Origin of the sequence: Pontibacter chitinilyticus (assembly GCF_039748935.1) — a bacterium.
Classification (GTDB): domain Bacteria; phylum Bacteroidota; class Bacteroidia; order Cytophagales; family Hymenobacteraceae; genus Pontibacter; species Pontibacter chitinilyticus.
This window is the reverse complement of record NZ_JBDIZJ010000002.1, coordinates 350,397-373,500: the sequence shown is the minus strand read 5'-3', so window position 1 is coordinate 373,500 and position 23,104 is coordinate 350,397. Positions and strand designations below refer to the sequence as shown.

Genomic DNA, 23,104 nt, shown 5'->3' with positions numbered 1-23,104 from the left:
TTAAAAAAGCTTTAGCTGCCTGTTTTCCGACTCAGCAGACGTTATTTCGATGAACCGGATCCTGGGCCTTTTCTCCAGCAACTCTCCTGACTTTTTATCCAGCCGGTCTACAAATCCTTTCACAGTAGCGTTTGTAAACAGGGCTGTTTTATACTGTTTGATGTTGCCTTCGTGTGGATAGCATGTCAGCACATGGTCCTGATACAGAAATCCAAGTGTGTTTGAGTTCTCGTTTCCTCTGGAAATGTGGCCTTCCAGCGTTACATACATGTTGTGTCGCAGGTCCGGGAAAAGGATCTCATTCTCATCTTCGTTTGGGAGAAAAATAAATTTCTTCTGAGCATCTATGCTGACATAGTTGGCGCCATCCGCATTCTGGTACCCGACCACTAATACTCGTTCTTCTGCTATCACTTTAGCCAGCCGCTTAAACAGGTCGCCTGGGCAGGCGGCAAACACTTTCAGGTATTGCGCCGGAACAACCAGAACTTCACCTGCCGCATTGCCAACGGAGACTTTGTTATCGCCGGTAAACTCCACTTGACTGATCTTTTTATGGGTGAGGGAGCCTGTGTGCTTCGCGATCTTCATCACCCAAGTCATGGCTTTAAATGCGTTCTTAAATATAGCTTTGAAGCCTAACTCCTTTAAGTCCGTTGCAGGAATTTCGTTTAAAGCTGTTCCAAAGTATTTGCTCTCCTCCCAGGTGGCAGAGGCTTTGAGCAGCAAGGCATCAACGTCTTCCGGGAAAATCGTTTCCCAGCTGCCTTTTCTTACCCGAACCGGTATTTCAAAAGTAACGTGCTCCAGCGACGTGTCTTCGTGCTGTATAAAGAAACGCAACGCCTCATCAATTCCCAGGAGTGCTTCGCCCGCTTTCCGGGCATCCAGAAAACCTTCCTGCACCAGCGCTCCTTCATACTTGATGTAAGCAAAAACAGCAGGTACTTCATATTGCTCCATAGCCATGCTAAGAAATAGGTTTTACAACAGGTTAACGCTCTTTGTAATATAGCCAGAATAAGATAAAGTATACCAAAGTTGCTGTGATTCTTTGCGTGTAAGAACCGGTTCTGTGCAGCCATGGTCTGGGCGTCTCTTTGGATTGCACAGCTTCAAACGCGTAGATATAGAAAGGCAGCTGCTAAAGTATAGCAGCTGCCTTTTGCAATGTATAAGTGGCGTTGCTATTTCACCAGTTCCAGCTTGTTCAGTTCTTCGGTAATGAAGCTTACCTCTTCCGGGCTTAGCTTTACATGGAGGGCTTTTGCGTTTTGCGTAGCCTGGTCGGCGTTGCGGGCGCCTACCAGCGCAATGGTAATGCCGGGCTGCTCCACGGTCCAGCGGATGACCAACTGCGCCAGGGTAGCATTCTTCTCGTTGGCCAAAGGCTGTATCTTTTTCAGGAAAGCATCGGTGCGCTTCAGGTTTTCGTCTTTAAAGAAGTATAAACCGGCGCGGTGATCGCCTTCGCTAAAGGTATAGCCGGGCTTCATCTTGCCCGTCAGCAGGCCGCGCTCCAACGGACTGTAAGCGAGGATGGATTTGTTATTGTCGATACAGTAGGGCACCACATCAGCCTCAATGTCGCGCTTTACCATACTATAGGGCACCTGGTTTGATACCAACTGCACATACTTTTCCGCCTCCCGCATCTGCGCAACATCATAGTTGCAGACGCCGGCCTGGCGCACTTTTCCTTCTTTTATGAGCTGCGCCACTGTTTCCATGGTCTCCTCGATTGGTGTGGTCGAGTCGGGCCAGTGAATCTGGTACAGGTCGATGTAGTCGGTGCCGAGGCGGCGAAGGCTATCCTCGCACTCTTTGATGATACTTTCGCGACCGGCATACTTGTACACGTCAATGTCCTTGCCGCTGTTGTCTTTGCTTTTAAAACCGAAATCGCCTTTGGCTACGTCCCAGCGCATGCCATACTTGGTCAGGATCTGCACCTTGTCGCGCGGCAAACTTTTGATGGCTTCCCCTACAATCTCTTCGCTGGTGCCCTGGCCATAGATTGGTGCGGTGTCGATAGAGGTGACGCCCAGATCATAAGACGCTCTGATAGCCTCCACGGCGTCTTTACGCTCAGTTCCGCCCCACATCCAGCCGCCGGCCGCCCATGCGCCAAACGTTACAACAGATACATTCAGGTCTGATGTGCCTAATTTTCTATATTCCATGTTTGTTTTTATTTATTATATTTTGCTCCCTTGCCAAGAGCCTCAGAATAAATAAAAACGTGAACATGGCAGATTGGTTTATTTCCGATAGCCGCTGCCGCAGCAGGACCTCACCCAAAGCCACAAAATTACCTGAACGCTAGTCTGCCGACCAGCATAACGGAAAAGTTAAAATGCCGCTATCGTAGCAGCACTCAAAAAAGCACAGCCCCTGCAACGCATAAGTGCTGCAGGGGCTGTAAGCTGGCGGTGCCGGTTGTGGCGCTGCTTAGCCTTTGTAAACGATTTTATACTTCTTCAGGTCGTGTATGGGGCCAAACTCAGATTTCTCGATTGTCTTGCCACGACGCTTCAGGTGTACCTCAACCGGAGCCATGGTTTTGGTCATATCCGAGTTAACCACTTTTACATAAAAGTTGCGTGCTTCTTCTTTGGCGCCTTTCTCAAATTTGTGTTTGGAGTGGTTTCCGTTTACCGGCTGCCCTGGAATAATGTGATAATTAGTGCAAACCACTTCATAGCTAGGCAAAAAAGGCTTGATCACTTTCTTTAGTAATTTTTTCATTTATTGCGTGATTGTTTTTAGAAGCGCTTCAATCGCTCTAAAGTAGTTAAATTTTTGATAAACAACATATAGCCGCATTGGTAAGAACTTATTTTTTTATTGCAGCCCAACATAACTACAGAGCCATACTTTGCTGTATTGCTTTAATTTTGGATATAAGCAGGATGAGGACCAATAAAAGAACGCTTAAGATGACCAAGAAACGCTAAACTACAGCTGAAAGTGTGCTCTTTTTAAGATAAAAAGTGAATAGGACGAAAGCCATAGCTCGTCTTGCTGCAATAGTACGCTGAAGTATAGGAGCATGGCAGCAAATCAAATCGGAAGCGAATAGGAAAAACACCGGAGCTGTGCAAAGCTTAACGCAGCAGCCATAGCATGACCGTAGAGAGGAAAACCCGTTTAGACCTTCGCCTCAGTGAGCAATTGCGTGATGTATGGCTCTATACTTTCTGGCTTGGTGATGGGGGCAAAACGCTTTACCGGTTTCCCGTTGGCATCGAGCAGAAACTTGGTGAAGTTCCATTTTATACGACGTCCAAAAAAGCCGCCAAGCTTCGATTTAAGGTATCTGAATACCGGATGCGTATTGGCACCATTCACCTCCACCTTATCAAACATCGGGAAACTGACGCCATAGTTCACCAGACAGCCTTCCTCTATTTCTTGCTTGCCGCCGGGCTCCTGGTTGCCAAACTGGTTGCAGGGGAAACCCAGGATCACCAGGCCCGCCTCTTTATACTTGCGGTAGAGCGCCTCCAGGCCTTCATACTGCGGTGTAAGGCCGCACTTACTGGCCGTGTTCACCACCAGCACCACTTTGCCCTGAAACTGGTCAAATGCTATTTCCTTCCCTTGCAGGGACTTGGCCGATAACTGATAGAATGCTGCCATAGTGCTGTGTTTTTAATAAATGTTCGTACGCTTAAACCAAAGCAGCCCGATAATGTTGCGCTTTATACGTGAGCTGCTGCCAAATGCCTCTGCAGCCTGCCTGGATGCACTTTTTTCAAATGCTAAAGAGTGGCAACCGGCTTCAGGCCGCGTGTCATTTCGCGTTTGCCCGGAGGGCCAGGCAGTGCTTCTACAGTAAAGCCTGCTGCTTTCAGGCTTCGCTTAAACGAGCCTTTGGCGCAATACGTCACCAGTACGCCGCCTGGCCGCAGCGCCTTGTAAAGTTTGTCAAATATGGCTGCTGCCCATAATTCCGGCTGCTTGTCGGGCGCAAAAGCATCGAAGTAAACCAGGTCATAGTACTGGTCCGGCGCTATAAATTCTTCCAGCGTTTCATGGATCTTCTGAAGCGTGAAATATGGAATCAGGTCTACCGGTTTGTTCCATGTGGCCTGGTGCATCTGCAGGAAAACCTCGTAAAGCTCTGGGTTCAGGATAATTCTTTCGTAGTGCAGCTGTTCAACCACATCAGCTGCCAGCGGGTATTTCTCCAGCGTGTCGTATTGGATAAACGCTTGCTTTGCCTGTGCAAATGGAAACGTCAGGATCGCATTGAGGCCAGTGCCAAAGCCTACCTCGAGTATTTTAACGTCTTTTTTAGTCTGCAGCACATGCTCCAGGCCATACTTGATAAATACATGTTGCGACTCCTGCAAAGCCCCATGTACCGAATGATAATGTTCGTTCAGCTCGGGCACGAACAGGGTATTAGATCCGTCTTTGGTCTGGCGTATTTCGAGGTGCATTTCTTTTGTATTACCTTTACAAAGGTACGCATTGCGGCAGCCTGTCTGCAACAAGTTGGTTGTTTATTGCTAATTGCTTTAGTGTATAAGCTATAGGCGCATCTTTAAACGTGATCTTTCAGGCTGCAAAGCACGTCATTGCTTTCAAAATAAAGTATAAATACGCTTACATAACTCTTTAGCACCAAAAATAATGGCCAGAATACACGTGCCCCTACCTGCTCATGTGCATTACGAAGCAACCGTCCCGCTGCGCATTACGGATATGAATTATGGCGGGCACCTGGGCAATGATGCGCTACTCACCATCCTGCACGAGGCACGCATGCAACTGCTGCACCACTTTGGCTACAGCGAAATGAACCTGGGCGGAGCCAGCCTGATCATGGCTGATGTCGCGATCGAGTATAAAGGCGAAGGCTTTTACGGCGATACGCTCCACATCAAAATGGCCTTCTACGAGCTAAGCAAGTATGGCTTTGATATTACCTACCACGTCAGCAACCAGAACGGCAAAGAGGTGGCCCGCGCTAAAACCGGCATGCTATGCTTTAACTATGAGGCGCGTAAGCTCATGTCGCTGCCACACGAAGTAAAGGCAAAGATTGAAACTAAAGCGGAAGGTTTTTTGTAATTTTGTGTATGACATTGATCGCAGATATAAATATTCTCCATAGGAAAGACATCCGCAAGTTGTCTCTGGATGAGCTGAAAGCGTGGCTGGTAGAGCAGGGCGAGAAACCGTTCCGTGCAAAACAGATCTATGAGTGGCTTTGGAAGCATTCTATCCGGTCGTTTGAGGAGATGAACAACGTGAGTCTGGCACTGCGCGAAAAGCTGGAACAGCATTTCGCCATCAATGCCGTGCAGGTAGCCACGCAGCAGTTAAGCTCCGACGGTACAATAAAATCAGCCTTTAAACTACACGACAGCAATATTGTAGAGGGCGTGCTGATTCCGCATGATGAGCGCAAAACAGCCTGCGTATCGAGCCAGGTGGGCTGTTCGCTTACCTGCAAGTTCTGCGCTACCGGCTACATGGACCGTGTCCGTAACCTGGATGCTGCCGAGATCTACGACCAGGTGGTGCGCATCAACGAACAAAGTATGAAGCAGCATGGCGTGCCGCTCACCAACATTGTGTATATGGGTATGGGCGAGCCGCTGCTAAACTATGCCAATGTCATGAAGAGCATCGAGCGCATCACAGCGCACGACGGCCTGGGCATGGCAGCCCGCCGCATAACGGTGAGTACTGCTGGTATTGCCAAGATGATCAAAAAGATGGCTGATGATGGGGTGAAAGCTAACCTGGCGCTATCGCTGCATGCTGCCAACGACGAGAAGCGCAACCAGATCATGCCGATCAACGAAACTAACTCGCTAGAGGCCCTGACCGAAGCGCTGAAGTATTATCACCAGCTGACAGGACGGAAAGTGACTTATGAGTACATCGTATTCAATAACTTTAACGATACCCTGCAGGATGCCGAAGAACTGCTGCGTTTTTCTAAAGTTATCCCCTGCAAGATCAACCTGATCGAGTATAACCCGATTGAGAACGCAGATTATGAGAACACCGATGAGGACCGCTGGCAAGCCTTTATTTATTACCTGGCCGATCGGGGTGTGCAGGTAAACGTGCGCCGCAGCCGTGGCAAGGATATAGATGCCGCCTGTGGCCAGTTGGCTGTAAAAGAGAAGCAAACAGCTTAAATAAGCTGCCGGATTATAAAACAAAAAGGCCCTGTTGTGTAAACGGCAGGGCCTTTTTGTTTATTCTTTATTAAACCGTCCTTCGGCAGGTGGCCGGCCACTTTCCACATCATGGCGTTCTTTTCGCACCTCGCGCTCCTCTACAAACACGGCATGGCGTTTTGGCCGTACGTGTTGCCCGAAGCGGTTTGCATACTGCTGCGTGAACTCGGCCCCAAACAGCACGATCATGGATGAATAATAGATCCAGATAAGAATAATGATGATAGAGCCGGCTGCACCATACGCAGAACCCGGATCACTGGTGCCAATGTACCAGCTGATCAGGAACTTACCTATGGTGAAGAGTAGTGCTGTAACACCTGCCCCAATCAAGGTATCTTTCCAGCGGATAATGGCGTCGGGCAGGTATTTGAAAATAAGCCCGAACAGCACAGTGATCAGCCCTACAGATACGATAAAGTCTACTAACTTGATTACCCATACCCCTACGTCTGGCAGCAGTTTGTTCAGGTAGCCGCTCAGGATAGAAATGGCGGCACTGATCACGAAGGATACCAGCAGAAGCAACGCAATGCTTAGAATGATGCCGAAGGAGAAGACACGCTCCCGAATCAAATACAAAATGTTGTTCGTTGGCTTTACTTTCAGGTTCCAGACGGTGTTAAGCGACTGTTGCAAGGTGGCAAAGAAAGTGGTGGAGGCAAAGATCAGCGTGCCGATGCCGATCCAGAGAGCCAGGCCCCCGGAGCCGCTCACCTGCGCGTTCTCAATAATGGATTGAATACCTTCTGCAGCTCCTGAACCAACAGCGGTGGAGATCTGGTCGGCAAGCCTGCCGGACACTGCCTCCTGCCCATAGAAAAAACCGGCGGCGCGAATAATAATGATGAGCAGCGGCGGAATGGAAAAGATGGCATTGAAGGCGAGAGCGGCTGCCAGGCTTAACGCGTTATTTGCTGTAAACTCGCTAACAGATGCTTTCAGGATAGGCAAGGCGCCCTTTATAGTAAAATCGGACATAGGCTTATAATGTCGTAATTAGCATTAGTTGTGCTGTTTGATACGGCAGTTTTGGCCCTGGGTTGGTTTTAGCGGCTGTGCGAGCGGGTTCCCTGTTAAAAAGAGTGGTTGCTCCCGTGCTCTTTAGCCAACGCTTTAATTAGCTGAAAGACAGCAGCAAGAAGTCAGCAAAGGGGCTGCGCCCGCTTGTGATCTGCTGCCTAACCGGTTGCAGCGGGCTAAAACCAACAGAGGCCGACAAGTGAGTTGCGGCCTCTGTTGGTAAAGACTTTTAAAGTTTATCGATCGTGGCGCTTAGTTTGCCTGTAGCGTTTACGACGGCTTTTATGCCGTCCGGCGTCAGGTAAATATCGTCGGGGGTAATCTCCTGTATTTTGCCCTGCAGCAGCAACGACTGGTTTACATGCCCTTGCTGATCGAGGGTGGCCTGCAGCATTTTTCTGGCATCATCCAGCTGCTTCTGTACCGGAAAGCTCACCTGCTGCTCAATCATATCTACAAACTTGTTTTTAGCCATCCAACTGGCCGTGCGCAGCAGCTTATCCTTTGTGTCAAGGTCATAGTCCACGTCGCGCACTTTGATGGCGGCTGTTGCGGCATCATAGTAGGGGGTGCCACGCAGGTATACTTTGCCCACAATTTTTTTGGTGAACAAGCCGGTTTTGGTTTTGCCATTTACATCCAGCATCAGCACCAGTTGAGAGCCTGCCGGGGTAATGGCTGCTTCATTTACCGTTAGCGTGCTCTTGCCATCATCAAAGGAATAGGTGTGTCCGGCTATCTGCGTTTGCAACACCTGGCTAGCATACGCATAAGGTATGTTTGCCGTCAGCCCGATCTGTACCTCATCGCGTAGGCGGTTGTCGATGATCAGCTTGGGCAGCTCTTTGTTAAACTGGCTTGCAGGCTTTCCGTTGGTTGTAACCGCTACGTATGAGGTAATGCCGATACGGGTGTTCAGCGTGCCATTGCTCGCCAGCAGCGGAGCCACACGCACTTCTTTCGGTACTATGGTTAACCAGGCATTCATGTCATTATCCAGCTTTACAGGCTGTTGCATCAGCTGCCATGCCTGCACTACATACTGGCGCAGGTCCAGGTACTGCTGTAGTTCTCTGTCCAGCTGCTTGGTTAAAGTGGCCATCTGGCTGCGCATGGCGGGCTCCACAAAGCGGGCCAGGCCAATGGTAAGCGGCCCCAGTTGCAGCGTCGGTTTGGTGTCGCCCCATTCAAAGTCGCCGCTGGTTACCGTGCTGATCTTGTAATCTTCGGTGAGCCTTATTTTGCTTTCCGTTTTGATCACCATATCAAAGCTGGTATCCTCCGTCTTATCTATCGCGGGGCACAACTTGCAAGGGTCCCACTTCCAGCGGCCTTTGGCATAGATGTGCAGCGGCAGGCTGAAGTATACTTTATCTTTCTCGGCACGGATATTCAGCAGCCCGTTTTTAGTAACTGTTACAGCTACATTATCGTCATCCAGCTTATCATCTTTATACAAAACGCCTTTTACCTCCTGGTTCAGGCGCTGTGCCACGGCGGCGACAGAGACCGACACCGGGATAGAGATGGACGATAACCTGGGCTGATATACCGGGGCGGCCGTAGTGGTAGCCGGTGCCGTGGCGTCTAGCTTGGCCGTGCTGGAGCAGCTCCAAAAGGCCAGAATACCACAGGCGCAAATAACATAAAGCAGCAGGTGCTTTGGTAAAACAAACGTTCTCACTATTAAGCGGATTTAGGAAAAAGTGGCGCAAGTTACAACGACTATTCCGAATCAGCTACAAGATTGTGAACAGGACCATACTTATACTACAGGAGTTGTTGCAAGAGCTGGCGGAGGCCGTCTTCGGTAGCAACAACACCACAGGCTAACAGCGTTCCGTTTTTATAGGTTGCGATAAAGGGAGTGCCCGTCATGCGCACTTCTTTGCTGGAAACAGGGTTCTCTTTGGCGTTCATCCGAACAAAAGTAATGGACTGATAGGCCGGATCACCGGCAAAGGCGCTGAAGCTGGGGGCAAGTGCCTTACAAACGGCGCAGTTCTCATCTATAAACTTTACAATTACTCTATTTTCTTTAAAGATCAGCTTGCGCAGATCGTTATCGTTTGATTCCACTATCATTGTCATGCATTTATCTGTTTTTAAAAGCTGCAGGTGCCCTTCTATAGACGCGAAATATGACTTCAGGTTAGTCTTGAGGCCACAGGAGTTCTCCATAGTGGTACAGCCGTAAGCCGGAAAAGGATAAAAAACGATGTGTTATGATTTGCTGCTTACGCTTTAAAAAGCCACGTTTTATACTTGACATCCGCCTGGTGTAGCGCCTGTGCCAATGCAGCATCGTCTTTAAACTGCAACTGCGTTAGCTCGCGGTATTCCGCTTGCACCTCTATCTGGTTTTGTGCAAATGGCCACGGTTCCACGTGTAGCGTGTCATCGGGCAGCTGCTTCACAAAGTATGTTTGGTCATCAGGTCCGCTTGCTATTTCCAGGGCGCGCGCAGCCGTGGGCAGCTCCCGTCGGCAGAGTATAAGCGAAAGGCTGTCGCACCATTGCAGGATGGCGTATGCCTTCTGGGCCTGCTTCTGCGGAATACCCAGTTGCTTGCGGTAATGCTGCTGGAGGTGCCGCTGTTCATCCAGAAATGCATCGGTTGCGGGGCTTTCGCCGCGGCGAGGCTCATAGAGGTAGCTCATATGCAGCGAAGTGAGCAGCGCTACCCAATTGCCCTGAAACCGTACGGCATCCATCAGCGCCCGGGCCTGTTCCAATGTGTTCGGTTGTAGCGTGAAATCGGCGGGAGCACCGGCGGTTGTCAGGCCATCCTGCCCGCGCCATGGCTTCTGGCGGTTATCGTGGTTGGCAATGGCTACCATAGTTTCGACCCAATAGAGGCACTGCAGCTCAGGTTTGAGGTGGTAGGCCAGCTGCGCTGCCAGTATGCCGTGCGCCTGCTGGTAAATCACTTCCCATCCTGCCGGTATGGCGTTTACGATCATGTTCGCTCTTTTGCAAAGTATAACTGTTTTTTGCCGGGAAAGTTAGGCGGATGTTGCTGACGCTGTACGGCTGTTATTGGTTGTGGCTGTTTGAAATTTAGGCTTACTCTTGCAAGTTGTGCTGGAAGCAATGAGGCATCGCATGCATCGGCGGTGGCTAATATTCTGTTTATACTTCCGGCTATACTTGATAGCTGTAGTTTATACTTTGGCAGGCAGGCTATACTTGCACGCCGCTTTTTATCCTGTAGAATAACAAGCGGCTTGTTGCATCTTTGGCTTTGGTGCGCTCTAAGTCCGCGCGGGCACGTCCTGGGGGGGGCAGGGGCCCCCGACAAGGGCATTGCGCTGCTTTCGTTTCCTGCCCTCGTGCCTCGGGCTGCCTCGCCCAAAAGCTCGGCACCGGAAACTCTCGAGGCGCTCCACCCAAGGACTGGAATCTTTCTCATAGCTCAAGCTTATACTTATGCTCAAGTATAAATAAGTGTACTGGCGCGAATCTCCACATTCGTGACAAGGGGTGAAGGTAAAGTCTCTGACTTCTCTGGGCCTAAGAGACAATACAGATCCACGAAGTGAAGCTTATGAACAGTGAAGCTTATTCTTATACTATAGCACGTAACATCAACTTCCTCCTACAGCCGGATTTCCTCTTTGAGGAGGGTAGGAAGGTGTTTCTGCTTAGCTAGAGCTACAAAGCTCATATACAAGCAAGTGTAGTAGCCTGCTGCACCTTTAACGCTAAAGCGAATTCTGCACACCAGGAGCGGGAGCCCGGTATAACACCAATTTTCTTTCTAGTAAAGCCTAAAAGGTGTGTGCTGCTTTTAACCTTTTCAAATTAGTTAGCATATCAGCTGTCATGGTGTCCAGATCGTAGGCCGGTTGCCAGCCCCAGTCCTGCCGGGCAGCACTATCGTCTATACTTTGTGGCCACGAGTCGGCGATCTGCTGGCGGGCGTCTGGCTTGTAGATGATTTTAAAATCTGGAATATGCTGCCGGATGGAGGCGGCAATTTCGTCGGGAGAGAAGCTCATCGCTCCTAAATTGTAGGAATCCCGCACTTTTACCTGTTCGGCGGGAGCATGCATCAGGTCCAGCGTCGCCTTTAAGGCATCAGGCATATACATCATCGGCAGGTATGTATTCTTGTCCAGGAAACATTCAAACGGCTCCCCTTGCAGCGCTTTGTGGTAAATGTCTACTGCGTAATCGGTGGTGCCGCCGCCTGGCAGCGCTTTATAGCCGATCAAGCCGGGGTAGCGGAGGCTGCGTACGTCAAGGCCATACTTTTCAAAATAGTAGGCGCACCAGCGCTCACCAGCCTGTTTGCTGATGCCATATACCGTGTTAGGGTCCATGATGGTGTGCTGGGGCGTAGCACGGCGCGGTGTGGTGGGGCCAAAAACAGCAATGGAACTGGGCCAGTATACTTTGCTTACCTGGTGTTCCAGGGCCAGGTCCAGCACGTTAAACAGGCCATCCATGTTCAGGCGCCAGGCAAATTTAGGATTCTTCTCGCCTGTGGCTGAAAGTACAGCAGCCAGGTGATAAATCTGCTTGAACTTATACTTGGCAGCCAGGTCGGCGAGCACCTGTGTATTCAGCACATCTACCTTCTCAAAAGGACCGGAATCGCGTAAATCGGACTGTTTTGGCATAGCGATGTCTGCTGCTACTACATTTGCATTGCCGTACAGGCGCCGTAATTCCAGCGTAAGCTCAGAACCAAGCTGCCCGCAGGCGCCAATCACCAATACCGTTTCACGTTTGTTTGCCATAGTCCCGAGGAATCTTTGCGCAAAAGTAATCGATTTCGGGTTAATACTAAACAGTGCTGCTAAGAAACAACTGAGGGGATGGCTCGTGGTGCTGCAAAGGAGGCAAGGAGAGATAAAATAGAAATGGCCTGCTGCAGGCAGGCCATTTCATTAAACTAACTAACCATTATTCACCTTGGCAACAAAGGTAAGGTGGAGACACCCGCCGGAAAAGGGGGAGCAGCAGACTTAATAAATCGATAATACCGCGTAAGATACCGGTAACATGCGCCGGCCCGGCATGGATTTTCTTATATTTGCAAGGCAGAGTGCAGCGCGGCAGGGCACTTTTAAGTCCGAAGCTTAACTTTGCGGCACCAGCCAAGTATAGCCCTTGTAACATGACGTTTGAAGAATACCTGGTAAAAAAGCGGATCAACACGGCAGCATTTAAGGCGGCAGAGCCTGCACGGTTTATGGCCTGGCAGGAAATGTACGCTCAGATGCATCCGAACAGCTTCTATACTTCTGTGAAGATGGTGCTCAACAACGTGCGCCTGCAATACCATCTAGCGGAGGAGGAAGTGCCGAAACCAGCGCCGGCTACTGCAGCCCGACCAGCTGTCATGCGCCGTGCTGTAGCGCCTGCACCAGCGGCAAACCAACCAGAAATGCTGAAACCGGCCGTTCCGCAGGAAACAACCGAAGAAAAGGCAGTTGCTTCAAAGCCGCGGCCAGTGGTGCGCCGACCTGCGGCACTACAGCAGCCGGCTACAGAAGGTGAGCCTGCCGGAAAAGAAGCAGCAGCAGATCAGCAGCAGCCAGCGGCCCGGCCCCGCCCCGTTATCAAGCGCCCTGTTATTGCTAAACCAGACACACCAGCAGCAGATACGTCTGCCGCGCCAGCACAGGCCGGAGAAACGGCACCAGCCGCCGCAGAGGATAAACCAGTGCGGCCAAGGCCAATCATCAAACGGCCTGCTGCCCTGCAGCGCCCTGCGCCGGAGCAGACCGAGGAGACACCGGCTGCCCCGGCCACAGCAGCACCTGCCTCGGAAACGGCTACGCCGGATACGCCGAAGCCGCAGCGTCCGCGGCCTGTGATGAAGCGGCCGGTGGCCTTGCAAAAGCCACCGCAAGAGCCAGCTGCTGCTGCAGCGGAGAACAAAAATCCTGAACCGGCGGAGCAAACTCCTGCCGTGGAAAAAGTAAAACCACCACGGCCACGGCCTGTAATGAAACGACCGGTAGCCCTGCAAAATCCAGCAGCGCCGGAACCGGAGCCGAGTTCTGAAAGCCCGGCTACTCCAGCGCCTGCACCATCTGCGGAAGAAAAGCCCCGGCTGCCACGACCGCGCCCAATTATGAAGCGGCCAGCTGCCGCTCCGGCAGAAGAGGAGCAGCCAGTATCGCCTGTAGTAACGGCTAATGAAGTCGCGGCTGCTCCGGATGCAGCGGCTGAGAAGGCAATAGAGCAGCAAACACCAGCGGCTTCTGAAAACCAACCTTCGGAGGATGTTCCTGCGGCCAAACCACCGCGGCCGCGGCCCATCATGCGCCGGCTACCGCCAAAGTCGGATGAAAGCGGCGACGCAACCGGCGTTTAGCTATACTTATTTTATACTTAGAAATCGAACAACGAGAAACGCATAACGAACCACGAAAACTATGTACGGAACTTTAAAACCAGATCTGGAGCAGCAGCTCGCCGAAATACAGGAAGCAGGCCTTTATAAACAGGAACGCATCATCACCACACCTCAAGGAGCCGATATTGACACGACCCTGCAGCCGCATGTGCTCAACTTCTGCGCCAACAACTACCTGGGCCTGTCAGCTCACCCGCGCGTAATTGAGGCGGCGAAAGAAGCAATCGACACCCACGGTTATGGTATGAGTTCAGTGCGTTTTATCTGCGGCACGCAGGATATTCACAAAGAGCTGGAGCGTAAACTATCGGAGTTCCTGGGCACGGAAGATACTATTCTGTATGCAGCGGCTTTCGATGCGAACGGTGGTGTGTTTGAGCCACTGTTTGATGCGGAGTCAGCTATTATTTCTGATGCCCTGAACCATGCCTCTATCATCGACGGCATTCGCTTGTGCAAAGCGCAGCGCTTCCGATATGAGCACAACAACATGGCTGACCTGGAGGCAAAGCTGCAGGAGGCACAAGGCGCCAAGCACCGCGTAATCGTTACCGATGGAGCGTTCTCGATGGATGGCACGGTGGCACAGCTGGATAGAATTGTGGAACTGGCCGACAAGTATAAAGCGGTGTTGCTGGTAGACGACTCCCACGCCACCGGCTTTATGGGGCAGACCGGCCGCGGCACGCACGAGTACCACCACGTAATGGGGAAAGTGGACATTATTACCGGTACGCTTGGCAAAGCGCTGGGCGGTGCCATGGGTGGGTTTACATCCGGGCGCAAAGAGATCATCGACATGCTGCGCCAGCGCTCGCGCCCTTACCTGTTCTCCAACTCGCTGGCACCGTCTATCGTGGGGGCGTCTATTGCTGTGTTGGACCTGCTGAGTGCTACCACCGAGTTGCGCGACAAGTTGGAGTGGAACACAAAGTATTTCCGGGAGAAGATCACCGAAGCTGGTTTTGACATTAAGCCCGGCGACCACCCGATTGTGCCGGTGATGCTATACGATGCACCGCTGGCGCAGGAGTTTGCCGCCCGCATGCTGGACCGCGGTGTTTACGTGATCGGTTTCTACTACCCGGTAGTGCCTAAAGGGCAGGCGCGCATCCGGGTACAATTGTCTGCAGTGCACGACAAGGAGCACCTTGACCATGCGATTGCCGCATTCACCGAAGTAGGCCGCGAGTTAGGCGTGCTGAAGTAACATTCATACTTACGAAGCGATAGAAAAGCCACTTTCTGCTAGGGGAGTGGCTTTTATTTTATACCTTGTTCTACTATAATTCCGGAGCTTAACGTATGAACAACATCAAAATAAAAGCCGGGCAACTGCTACTTGGCACAGTGCTCTCCTGGCTGGTGGTATCCTTCCTGGCATATAGTACGGCAGGTATTCGTGGAGAAGCCAACATAATGTACACCTTGCTGCAGATCACGTTTTACTTCTCGTTGCTGTTGTCGGTAGAGGCATACATCAGCATGCTGCTGAACCCGCAGTGGACACGCCTGAACCTGGGAATGATTCTGCTGCTTTGCGCCCCGGCGCTGGCGTACCTGGTATGGTTTTTCAGTGAAATGGTTTTCTAAGGAGCTTCGGAAAGATAAGGATCATTATGAAATTACTCGCCCACAGCCCTGTTCTCTTTTGGGTAGTTGTATTAAACTATCTGCTGGTGGTGTACTGCCTCTACCATCTGATCTTCCGCTCAAATTATACGTTGAATCAGCGCCTGCTCTGGATGGTGGCTCTGTGGTTAGTGCCGGTGCTGGGGCCGGTGGCCTACTTCTTTCTCAGGAGAGGCAGAGAAGTATAGGAACTGGAGCAAAGCCATACTTGCATACAGCCTAGAACGCAGCAATTCAGCAATAGCCAACGCTTACCGGATAATTACCACCCTTCTATACTATTGCCGCGCTACTTTGGAAAAGCTGCTATGCAGCGTTGATCGATTTTTCGGCAGGAGAAACGGATGGTTGCTGGTCGGTATCAAACAGGAACTGATTTAGCTTGATGCGCAGATCGGCAGAAGAAAGATTACGAAACACTTCGCCGTTTCGCACAAGCGCTACCTGCCCTGTTTCTTCCGACACGACCAGCACCACACTATCGGTTACTTCTGTCAGGCCGATGGCGGCCCGGTGGCGCAAACCCATAGAGGCCGGAACATCGTTGTTCTCTGTTACAGGCAAAATGCAACGTGCCGCTTTCACACGGTTGTTGGCAATGATAACGGCCCCGTCGTGCAGCGGGCTGTTCTTGTTAAAAATGGAGATGAGCAGGCGCTTGGAAACAATTGCATCAATCAAATCGCCCGATTCGGCATAGTATTTTAACTCGGAGCTTCGTGCAAATACGATCAGCGCACCCGTGTTTTTAGCGGCCAGCGATTTGGCGGCTTCAATAAATGGCGTCAGGCTGATCTTTTCGGCTGTTTCCCGGCGCCAGGGGAAGCTCCGGAAAAGGCGGTCGTTGTTAAAGGCCGTCGTTTTGCCTATCAGCAGCAGAAAACGGCGTATCTCCGGCTGAAACACGATGATGGCCGCCAGCACGCCCACGCCCATAAACTGACCGAGAATAATGGTGAGCAGTTCCATGCCGGCTGCCCGCACGACCAGGTACAGCAGGTACACCGACAACAGGCCCAGGAAAATCTTAAGCGCCACACTACCCGTCAGCAGTTTGTACAACTGGTACAGCAGTACCGTAACAAGCAGCACATCCACAATGTCGAGGAAGCTGATCTCCAAAAAACCTATGCTGAATAAAAATATCAAAGTGTTGTTTTCTTGTAAAGTTCGATGGTCTGTTTAGTCTCTTTTACGTCGTGTACCCGCAAAATGTCGGCCCCTTTCATCAACGCCATCGTGTTGAGGGCTATTGTGCCGGGCAGGGCATCCGCCTGGTCAATGCCCAGGAATTTATAGGCCATGGATTTGCGCGAAAGTCCTGCCAGTACAGGCAGGCCGAGCAGGCGCAGTTCACTTAGCCGGTTCAGTAACTCAAAGTTGTGATGAATGGTTTTAGCAAATCCAAAACCAGGATCCAGTACAATATCTTTTACGCCTTTTTGCTGCAGGTTCGCTACCGCTGCCTGCAATTCGTCCAGCACCTCCAGAACTACATCATCATACTGCGCCAGGCTGGCCATGGTTTGAGGGGTGCCGCGCATGTGCATCAGAATGTAGGGCACCTGCAGGCGTGCCGCAGTTTCAAACATGGCCTCATCCAGGCGGCCACCCGAAATGTCATTGATAATAGCAGCGCCGGCAGCTACAGCGGCCTCCGCCACTTCTGCCCGAAATGTATCCACGGAAAGTATGGCTTCCGGAAAAGCATTTATGATAGCTTCCACTGCAGGTACAACCCGGTCTAATTCCTCCTGCACCGTGATATCTGCAGCGCCGGGGCGGCTGCTGTAACCTCCTGTATCGAGTATGTCAGCGCCGTCAGCCAGCATGGCACCGGCTTTTTCTACGGCTTCAGCTGTAGAGTACAGGCGGCTGCCGGCGTAAAACGAGTCGGGTGTCAGGTTAAGGATGCCCATGACCTTCGGAGTGTCCAGCGGCAGGATTTTTCCGCGACAGTTCAGTGTGGTTTTTTTGCTAAAAAGCGTATCTTTCGCTTCCAATGTAGGCATCTGCATCAATTGTTTTTAAAATTAAAGCTAAAAAGTTGATTAGTCAAACACTCCAGGAATATAATCGGGTAGTACAGCACTGCAAGGATACATTTGTGAAGAAAACAAGGGACTATGGCACTGCCTGGCGTGTACTGCGGCTTCCTTCTATTACAGATCAGATCTTTATCAAAGCCCAGCGCATCCGCTCTATCCAGGAAAAAGGCCGGCAGTTGGTAGCCGACGACGTCAACAGTGAGTTTGTCGGCATTATCAACTACTGCGTGATTGCACTGATGCAGCTGCACTTGCCAGACGATGCAGCGCTCTCGTTGCCAGCCGACGAGGTGGAGCGCCAGTACATGTACCACATCGGGCAGAACCTGGAACTACTGAACGCCAAAAACCACGACTACGACGAAGCCTGGCGCGACATGCGCGTAAGCTCCATCACCGACATCATCCTAATGAAGCTTTACCGCACCAAGCAGATAGAAGATAATGCCGGCCAGACGCTGATATCAGAAGGGGTGGAGGCAAATTACCGCGACATGATCAACTATGCCGTATTTGCCCTGATTTTGGCGGGTTTTGCAGCGGGAGCGCAGTAAAACTTTAACCTTCTAACTCTCCAACTTTTAACTGAAAAGAATGAAACTGATAAGCAGGTTTTGCTGGATTTTTGTGGGGGTGTTGTTCATCTTCTCGGGCCTAATCAAGATCAACGACCCGGTGGGCACCGCCATCAAACTCGATGAATATTTTGAAGTATTTGCTACTGACTTCGCCTCGTTCTTCCTGGCCTTCCGGCCGCTGGCGCTGTTCCTGTCAGTGTTTCTGAGTGCCGGTGAAATTGTGCTGGGTGTGGCGCTGCTGCTGCGCTGGCGCCTGAAAAGCATCTTGATTGCGCTGCTGGCCATGATCGTGTTTTTCACCTTTCTCACCTTTTACTCGGCATACTTTAACAAAGTAACGGATTGCGGCTGCTTCGGCGATGCGATCAAGCTTACGCCCTGGCAATCGTTTACAAAAGACCTGGTACTGCTGGTGATGATCGTGGTGCTGCTCTTGACGCGCCGTTATCTGCCGCCCAGTGTGCACACACGCATTGCGGGAACTGTTACGGCTATGGCAGCCATACTTGCCATCTTTATCGGGTGGTATGCCTACGAGCACCTGCCGTTCATCGACTTTCGCTCCTACAAAATAGGCAATAACATTCAGGCGCTCATGAAGCCCTCGGCCCCGTTGCGCTACAAATATGTGATGGTGAAAAACGGGCAGGAACAGGAGTTTGATGAGTACCCTACCGATGAAACTTTTAAGTTTAAGGAGATGGTAGCCATCAACCCGGAAGATGGCCCTAAGATCACCGATTTTAATGTATGGAACGATGAAGGCGACCATACACAGGAGGTGTTTACGGGCAATAAGCTACTCATTATTGTGCAGGACGCCATTACAGCTGACCGGGAGGATTTTAAGAAAATAGATAAGCTGGTGCAGGCAGCGGAACAAAATGGGATTCAGCCTATGGTAGTTACCAGCAGCAGCGGACAGGAATTCGAGATCTTCCGCCATGATGTAAACCTGGCGGCGCCCTACTACTTTGGCGATGGCACTGTGCTTAAAACGATCATCCGCGCCAACCCTGGCTTGGTGCTGCTGCAGAACGGCACCGTAAAAGGCAAATGGCACCACAACGACACGCCAAGTATAGAAGAGGTGAAAGAACGGTTAGGGGAGTGATCATGACCTTCCGAATATCTTTTCTTTTGCTACCCCTATTGCCATTGATGGCCTGTCAAGCTAAAGTGGCAGAGTATAAGAACTGTGCTTATCAGACCAGCGATACAGAATTACAAGTATATAATGACTTACTGATTGAACTGGTAGAAGGATGGTTTTATAACTTATACTTAGGAGAAAGGCGTGAGGAACTTACGAAGGAGGTAGAGAGAAATAGAATTGCAGACTCTGCTCAACTAAAGAGGTTTGAGCAGAAGGCGATAGAGCTGCAGCATGAGCAGTTTGGTGATACTGCCAGGTTCCGGATAATGTATCTCGCTCAAAAGTTAATCCGTAAGCGCGAGGTGACGGAGTTTCTGCATAATCAGTATAGGACAACAGTCGCAAACAAAGACAATTACTTTCTGAATAATTTTAGTACAGATAGTGCTGCAGTAGTGGCAACATTATCTGAGCCGCAACAGAAGTATAAGCCTGAAGATTTTCATGCTTGCACCTTCAAAGTAATTTCTTTGGGCAAAGCTACATCCTACCAGGAGTTAGGGCTTATGCAAAAGCAAAGGGCAATTGGGCAGATAAGCTTTTCTGAAATTTACTGGAATAAACAGCAAACGAGAGGCGTGTTATACTATGAGTTCTATTGTGGTGGCTTGTGCGGCAAAGGAGAATTTATAGAATTTGAGAAAGTGGATGGGCACTGGAAAATAGTAGGGATGCATCAACTATTTATATCCTAAAACTAGCTAAGGAAGCTTTCCATTTAGTTTATATGCAGCTTACATTAGCGGGAACGTAACAGCAAGTACCTTATGAAGTTTATAGGATTTATACTTAGCCGACTGGGGCATGGCCTGCTGATCATGCTGGGGGTGCTGGTGGCGGTATTCTTCCTGTTTAACGTGCTGCCCGGCGATCCGGTGGCGCTGCTGGCCGGCCAACGCTCTGACCTCTCTACCCGCGAAGCGATCACCAAAGAACTGGGTCTCGATAAGCCGCTACCGGTGCAACTGCTCTATTACCTCAATGATGTGTCGCCGCTCTCAGTGCATGAAGATACGGAAGCCAACCAGCAGAAGTATGATTATACAACGTTGATCGACTTTGGGCAGGATGTTTTGGTGTGGAAAACACCTTACCTGCGCCGCTCTTTTCAGAGCAATAAGAGCGTAACAGCTATTCTGGCTGATCATTTTTCTGGTACCATGTGGCTGGCAGCAGCGGCCATGCTGATTGCGACTGTGTTCGGCATTCTGTTTGGAGTAGTGGCCTCGCTGCGCCCGCACAGTGCCTTAGATCATACTTTGGTCACGACTTCGGTGTTCGGCATTTCGGTGCCCTCCTTTGTGGCAGCCATACTTATTGCCATCACCTTTGGCTATTACTGGAGCAACTGGACAGGGCTTAGCCTGACCGGCCAGCTCTACGAGATAGATCCGTTCAGAGGCAAGCAACTGATGCTCCGCAACCTGTTGCTTCCGGCTATTGCATTGGGCGTGCGGCCGCTGGCCATTGTCGTGCAACTCACCCGCAGTTCCATGCTCGACGTCATGTCGCAGGACTACATTCGCACGGCCCGTGCCAAGGGCTTGAGCAAGTACAAAGTAGTGGTGCGGCATGCCCTCAAAAATGCCCTCAACCCCGTGGTGACAGCCGTGTCGGGTTGGCTGGCTTCGCTGATGGCCGGTGCTTTTTTCATAGAATACATCTTCAACTGGAAAGGCCTTGGCTCGGTAACCCTGCAAGCAGTACAAAACCTGGACTTCCCGCTAGTGATGGGCGCTACACTGTTTGTGGCCTTTTTGTTTGTGCTGATCAATATACTGGTAGATGTGCTCTACGCTTTGCTGGACCCCCGTGTAAAGCTGGAGTAACAGCACAAGCTTATACTTTCATTTAGCGTTATTCCTATTTAAACAGATGCGGATCTTTTTACTTGGCATGATGGGCAGCGGCAAAACTACCCTGGGGCGGCAACTGGCCGAGCGGCTTCGTTACCCGTTCGTTGACCTGGACGCTTACATCGAGCAACGGGAGGACCGGCGCATTGCAGAACTGTTTGCACAGGAAGGGCAGGAGCAGTTCCGGGTACTGGAGCGGCAGGCGCTGGAAGCTTTGGTACAAGCGCATGCGCAGGCCGTCATCGCGACAGGCGGTGGTGCTCCCTGTTTCTTCGACAACATAGCATTTATCAACCGGCACGGCCAAAGTATTTTTCTGGATGTGCCAGTGAACGAACTCGCGCAGCGGCTCCTGCAATCGGACCTGCAGGAGCGGCCGCTGCTGGCAGGCAAAACCGAAGCAGAGCTTAAAATTTTCTTAGCTAAAACATTAGCTACACGGCGGCAGTTTTACGAGCAGGCTACGTATACTGTGGCGCAGGCACCCTATCAGGTGGCGAATTTACTGGCTGTGCTGAACTCTGCGTAGCCCCTCGCGTTATACTTTTATACTTGACGGAGCTAGGAGTGGCAACAGATTTTTTTTTGAGTAGTTTTGCAGCCGAAAGAAGTATAGAGTAGATTATATGAAACCGAATCATAAAGGAAGTGCACAGCTCTTCGACAACCCAATCCTTGAAAGGCTGACCCGGACGCATATTGCGATGCCAATTACTATTTTTATCGTTATTGCTGCTGGGTTAATCTATTATGGTCTTTCCTACAGCTTTATCAATGTGCTGAATGCCATAGGGTTTTTCTTTTTGGGTTGGCTTATTTTTACCCTGATCGAATACCTGGCGCACCGCTATATTTTCCATATGGATACCAGCACGCCTTTCAAAGCTCGCCTGCAGTACCTGTTCCATGGCAATCATCATGAGTTTCCGAAAGATAAGAAGCGCCTGGCGATGCCGCCGGTGGTCAGCATCCTATATGCCTCCGCCTTCTTCTTTATCTTTAAGCTGATCTTCGGGCAGTTTGTGTTCGGTGTAGTGGCCGGTCTGTTGTTCGGGTATGCGTTGTACCTGTTTGTGCATTATGCGGTACATGCTTATGCACCTCCAAAGAACTTCCTTAAAACATTGTGGGTGCATCATAGCATTCACCACTACAAAGACCATAATGCTGCCTTTGGCGTATCGTCTCCGCTATGGGACTATATTTTAGGCACTATGCCGAAACGCTCAAAGTAGAATGTACCCCGATTGAAACGACACAGGGAAGCTTTCAGGGCTTCCCTGTGTCGTTTCTCCTGTGCCGTTTCTGAAGATGCCGTGTAAGCGGCTGTGCTGAAAGCAAAAGTAAAAACTCATCTAAACCAAAAGGGCACCTGCTAAGGTGCCCTTTTGGTTTAGATGAGTTTTATGATTCGGGCTCTTAACGTCCGGTAATCTTTCTGAAGATCCAGATGACGATCAGCACCACAATAACAATAACAATAACGGCAGTCCACATGCCTGCTTGAAAGATATCGCCAATCGCTTCGCAACTGCTTAATGAAAAAGTAAACAGGATAAACAAAACGGGGAGTAAGTATGGTCTTATATTCTTCATAGTTTTATAGTTTATAGTTTAAGCAGGTAGCACTTTCCTTCTTCGATAAAGCAATAGCTAACTGCATATGACGGTATTGCCATGTATGTTGTAAGTACTGGCAAAATGCAAAAAAGGTTAGGCAACATTGTGAATTCTGCTATCCGGTGGGGCTATAACATAGGAAAAGCTGGGCTACAGGATCGTCCCTCCTGAAAACACGTGCTATATGATCTTGTCATAAACCCTATTCCGGTCTTATCTGGCCTAATGGCATTTTTCTAAAATAAATTTTAAATAATATATATTTAGTTCAGCCGCCTTTTGCAAATGTCCGTAGTATAATTTCTAATGAGAATATTGCATTTCCTTAGATTATATATGAATGTCATTTCTATGCTGTTGTGAGCTTTCTACAACAAAAAACATAAAAAAATATTGATTAATTTTTATTTGTAAAAGAAGTTATTTTATATTAGCAAAAAATTTATGATTTATTAAATAAAAATATTTAATATTTCTCGCTTTAGGATGAAGTTAGTTGAACAGAAATATAGCACAGAATTTTAAAACAAGACATTTGGGCATACAGCTTCTTGAAAGCTCCAAATACATCACCTCTGATTTATAACTAATAGAATAAATACTTGAACATGA

The 23,104-nt window shown here is 50.1% G+C and carries 25 protein-coding genes; 12 read left to right on the top strand and 13 right to left on the bottom strand.

Annotated elements, in window-relative coordinates; genetic code table 11:
* The 5 genes from ABDW72_RS05165 to mnmC2 form a co-directional block, all read right to left on the bottom strand.
* The gene (locus ABDW72_RS05165; protein ID WP_347157392.1) at positions 1-969 is read right to left on the bottom strand and encodes a hypothetical protein; all 969 of its coding nucleotides are present in this window, start codon (positions 967-969) and stop codon (positions 1-3) included.
* A gap of 218 nt (positions 970-1,187) precedes the next feature.
* On the bottom strand, positions 1,188-2,183 hold the full coding sequence (locus ABDW72_RS05160; RefSeq protein WP_347157391.1) for an aldo/keto reductase: 996 nt from the start codon (positions 2,181-2,183) through the stop codon (positions 1,188-1,190).
* Between the two features lie 268 nt (positions 2,184-2,451).
* Complete coding sequence (locus ABDW72_RS05155) at positions 2,452-2,748, bottom strand: hypothetical protein (RefSeq protein WP_347157390.1); 297 nt, start codon at positions 2,746-2,748, stop codon at positions 2,452-2,454.
* 402 nt (positions 2,749-3,150) lie between these two features.
* Positions 3,151-3,642, bottom strand: a complete 492-nt coding sequence (locus tag ABDW72_RS05150; RefSeq protein WP_347157389.1) for a glutathione peroxidase — start codon at positions 3,640-3,642, stop codon at positions 3,151-3,153.
* A 122-nt stretch (positions 3,643-3,764) separates the two neighbouring features.
* Positions 3,765-4,448: a tRNA (5-methylaminomethyl-2-thiouridine)(34)-methyltransferase MnmC2 gene (mnmC2, locus tag ABDW72_RS05145; RefSeq protein WP_347157388.1), complete on the bottom strand. Its 684-nt coding sequence runs from the start codon at positions 4,446-4,448 to the stop codon at positions 3,765-3,767.
* A gap of 193 nt (positions 4,449-4,641) precedes the next feature.
* On the opposite strand from mnmC2, the gene ABDW72_RS05140 reads away from it, so the two are divergent.
* A complete protein-coding gene (locus ABDW72_RS05140; RefSeq protein WP_347157387.1) occupies positions 4,642-5,082 on the top strand; it encodes an acyl-CoA thioesterase in 441 nt (146 codons plus the stop codon).
* Between the two features lie 8 nt (positions 5,083-5,090).
* On the top strand, positions 5,091-6,164 hold the full coding sequence (rlmN, locus tag ABDW72_RS05135; protein WP_347157386.1) for a dual-specificity RNA methyltransferase RlmN: 1,074 nt from the start codon (positions 5,091-5,093) through the stop codon (positions 6,162-6,164).
* Between the two features lie 60 nt (positions 6,165-6,224).
* On the opposite strand, the gene ABDW72_RS05130 is transcribed toward rlmN, so the two are convergent.
* The 5 genes from ABDW72_RS05130 to ABDW72_RS05110 all read right to left on the bottom strand — a co-directional run bounded on the left by ABDW72_RS05130 (position 6,225) and on the right by ABDW72_RS05110 (position 11,974).
* A complete protein-coding gene (locus ABDW72_RS05130; RefSeq protein WP_347157385.1) occupies positions 6,225-7,187 on the bottom strand; it encodes a YihY/virulence factor BrkB family protein in 963 nt (320 codons plus the stop codon).
* Positions 7,188-7,458: 271 nt separating this feature from the next.
* Positions 7,459-8,913, bottom strand: a complete 1,455-nt coding sequence (locus ABDW72_RS05125; RefSeq protein ID WP_347157384.1) for a DUF4403 family protein — start codon at positions 8,911-8,913, stop codon at positions 7,459-7,461.
* Between the two features lie 86 nt (positions 8,914-8,999).
* Positions 9,000-9,320, bottom strand: a complete 321-nt coding sequence (locus ABDW72_RS05120; RefSeq protein ID WP_347157383.1) for a thioredoxin family protein — start codon at positions 9,318-9,320, stop codon at positions 9,000-9,002.
* Positions 9,321-9,466: 146 nt separating this feature from the next.
* Complete coding sequence (locus tag ABDW72_RS05115; RefSeq protein ID WP_347157382.1) at positions 9,467-10,192, bottom strand: DUF3891 family protein; 726 nt, start codon at positions 10,190-10,192, stop codon at positions 9,467-9,469.
* 807 nt (positions 10,193-10,999) lie between these two features.
* The gene (locus ABDW72_RS05110) at positions 11,000-11,974 is read right to left on the bottom strand and encodes an NAD-dependent epimerase/dehydratase family protein (protein WP_347157381.1); all 975 of its coding nucleotides are present in this window, start codon (positions 11,972-11,974) and stop codon (positions 11,000-11,002) included.
* Between the two features lie 380 nt (positions 11,975-12,354).
* Between ABDW72_RS05110 and ABDW72_RS05105 the strand changes: the two genes are divergently transcribed.
* The 4 genes from ABDW72_RS05105 to ABDW72_RS05090 all read left to right on the top strand — a co-directional run bounded on the left by ABDW72_RS05105 (position 12,355) and on the right by ABDW72_RS05090 (position 15,422).
* Complete coding sequence (locus tag ABDW72_RS05105) at positions 12,355-13,560, top strand: hypothetical protein (protein ID WP_347157380.1); 1,206 nt, start codon at positions 12,355-12,357, stop codon at positions 13,558-13,560.
* Positions 13,561-13,621: 61 nt separating this feature from the next.
* Positions 13,622-14,812 (top strand): glycine C-acetyltransferase, encoded by a 1,191-nt coding sequence (kbl, locus tag ABDW72_RS05100; protein ID WP_347157379.1) that lies wholly within the window; start codon positions 13,622-13,624, stop codon positions 14,810-14,812.
* 95 nt (positions 14,813-14,907) lie between these two features.
* Entirely contained in the window at positions 14,908-15,195 is a 288-nt protein-coding gene (locus tag ABDW72_RS05095; RefSeq protein ID WP_347157378.1) for a hypothetical protein, read from the top strand.
* A gap of 26 nt (positions 15,196-15,221) precedes the next feature.
* Positions 15,222-15,422, top strand: a complete 201-nt coding sequence (locus ABDW72_RS05090) for a PLDc N-terminal domain-containing protein (protein WP_347157377.1) — start codon at positions 15,222-15,224, stop codon at positions 15,420-15,422.
* Between the two features lie 118 nt (positions 15,423-15,540).
* On the opposite strand, the gene cdaA is transcribed toward ABDW72_RS05090, so the two are convergent.
* Together cdaA and folP are read right to left on the bottom strand one after the other, a co-directional pair.
* Entirely contained in the window at positions 15,541-16,383 is an 843-nt protein-coding gene (gene cdaA / locus ABDW72_RS05085; RefSeq protein ID WP_347157376.1) for a diadenylate cyclase CdaA, read from the bottom strand.
* Positions 16,380-17,252 (bottom strand): dihydropteroate synthase, encoded by an 873-nt coding sequence (folP, locus tag ABDW72_RS05080; RefSeq protein WP_347157375.1) that lies wholly within the window; start codon positions 17,250-17,252, stop codon positions 16,380-16,382. Before folP ends, cdaA begins: the two co-directional genes overlap by 4 nt.
* Positions 17,253-17,281: 29 nt before the next feature.
* On the opposite strand from folP, the gene ABDW72_RS05075 reads away from it, so the two are divergent.
* From ABDW72_RS05075 to ABDW72_RS05050, 6 genes are all read left to right on the top strand, one after another.
* Positions 17,282-17,836, top strand: a complete 555-nt coding sequence (locus tag ABDW72_RS05075; RefSeq protein ID WP_347157374.1) for a DUF1599 domain-containing protein — start codon at positions 17,282-17,284, stop codon at positions 17,834-17,836.
* Between the two features lie 40 nt (positions 17,837-17,876).
* Positions 17,877-18,974 carry a BT_3928 family protein gene (locus ABDW72_RS05070; RefSeq protein WP_347157373.1) on the top strand — a complete coding sequence of 366 codons (1,098 nt, stop codon included), beginning with the start codon at positions 17,877-17,879 and terminating at the stop codon, positions 18,972-18,974.
* Positions 18,971-19,711: a hypothetical protein gene (locus ABDW72_RS05065; RefSeq protein ID WP_347157372.1), complete on the top strand. Its 741-nt coding sequence runs from the start codon at positions 18,971-18,973 to the stop codon at positions 19,709-19,711. The genes ABDW72_RS05070 and ABDW72_RS05065 overlap by 4 nt, the downstream gene beginning before the upstream one ends.
* A gap of 72 nt (positions 19,712-19,783) precedes the next feature.
* Positions 19,784-20,845, top strand: a complete 1,062-nt coding sequence (locus tag ABDW72_RS05060; RefSeq protein WP_347157371.1) for an ABC transporter permease — start codon at positions 19,784-19,786, stop codon at positions 20,843-20,845.
* A 46-nt stretch (positions 20,846-20,891) separates the two neighbouring features.
* Complete coding sequence (locus tag ABDW72_RS05055) at positions 20,892-21,401, top strand: shikimate kinase (protein WP_347157370.1); 510 nt, start codon at positions 20,892-20,894, stop codon at positions 21,399-21,401.
* A gap of 97 nt (positions 21,402-21,498) precedes the next feature.
* Positions 21,499-22,107 carry a sterol desaturase family protein gene (locus ABDW72_RS05050; RefSeq protein ID WP_347157369.1) on the top strand — a complete coding sequence of 203 codons (609 nt, stop codon included), beginning with the start codon at positions 21,499-21,501 and terminating at the stop codon, positions 22,105-22,107.
* 184 nt (positions 22,108-22,291) lie between these two features.
* Here ABDW72_RS05050 and ABDW72_RS05045 read toward each other — a convergent pair whose 3' ends face one another.
* Positions 22,292-22,468, bottom strand: coding sequence for a hypothetical protein (locus ABDW72_RS05045; protein ID WP_347157368.1), 177 nt, complete (start codon positions 22,466-22,468; stop codon positions 22,292-22,294).
* Positions 22,469-23,104 lie beyond the last annotated feature (636 nt).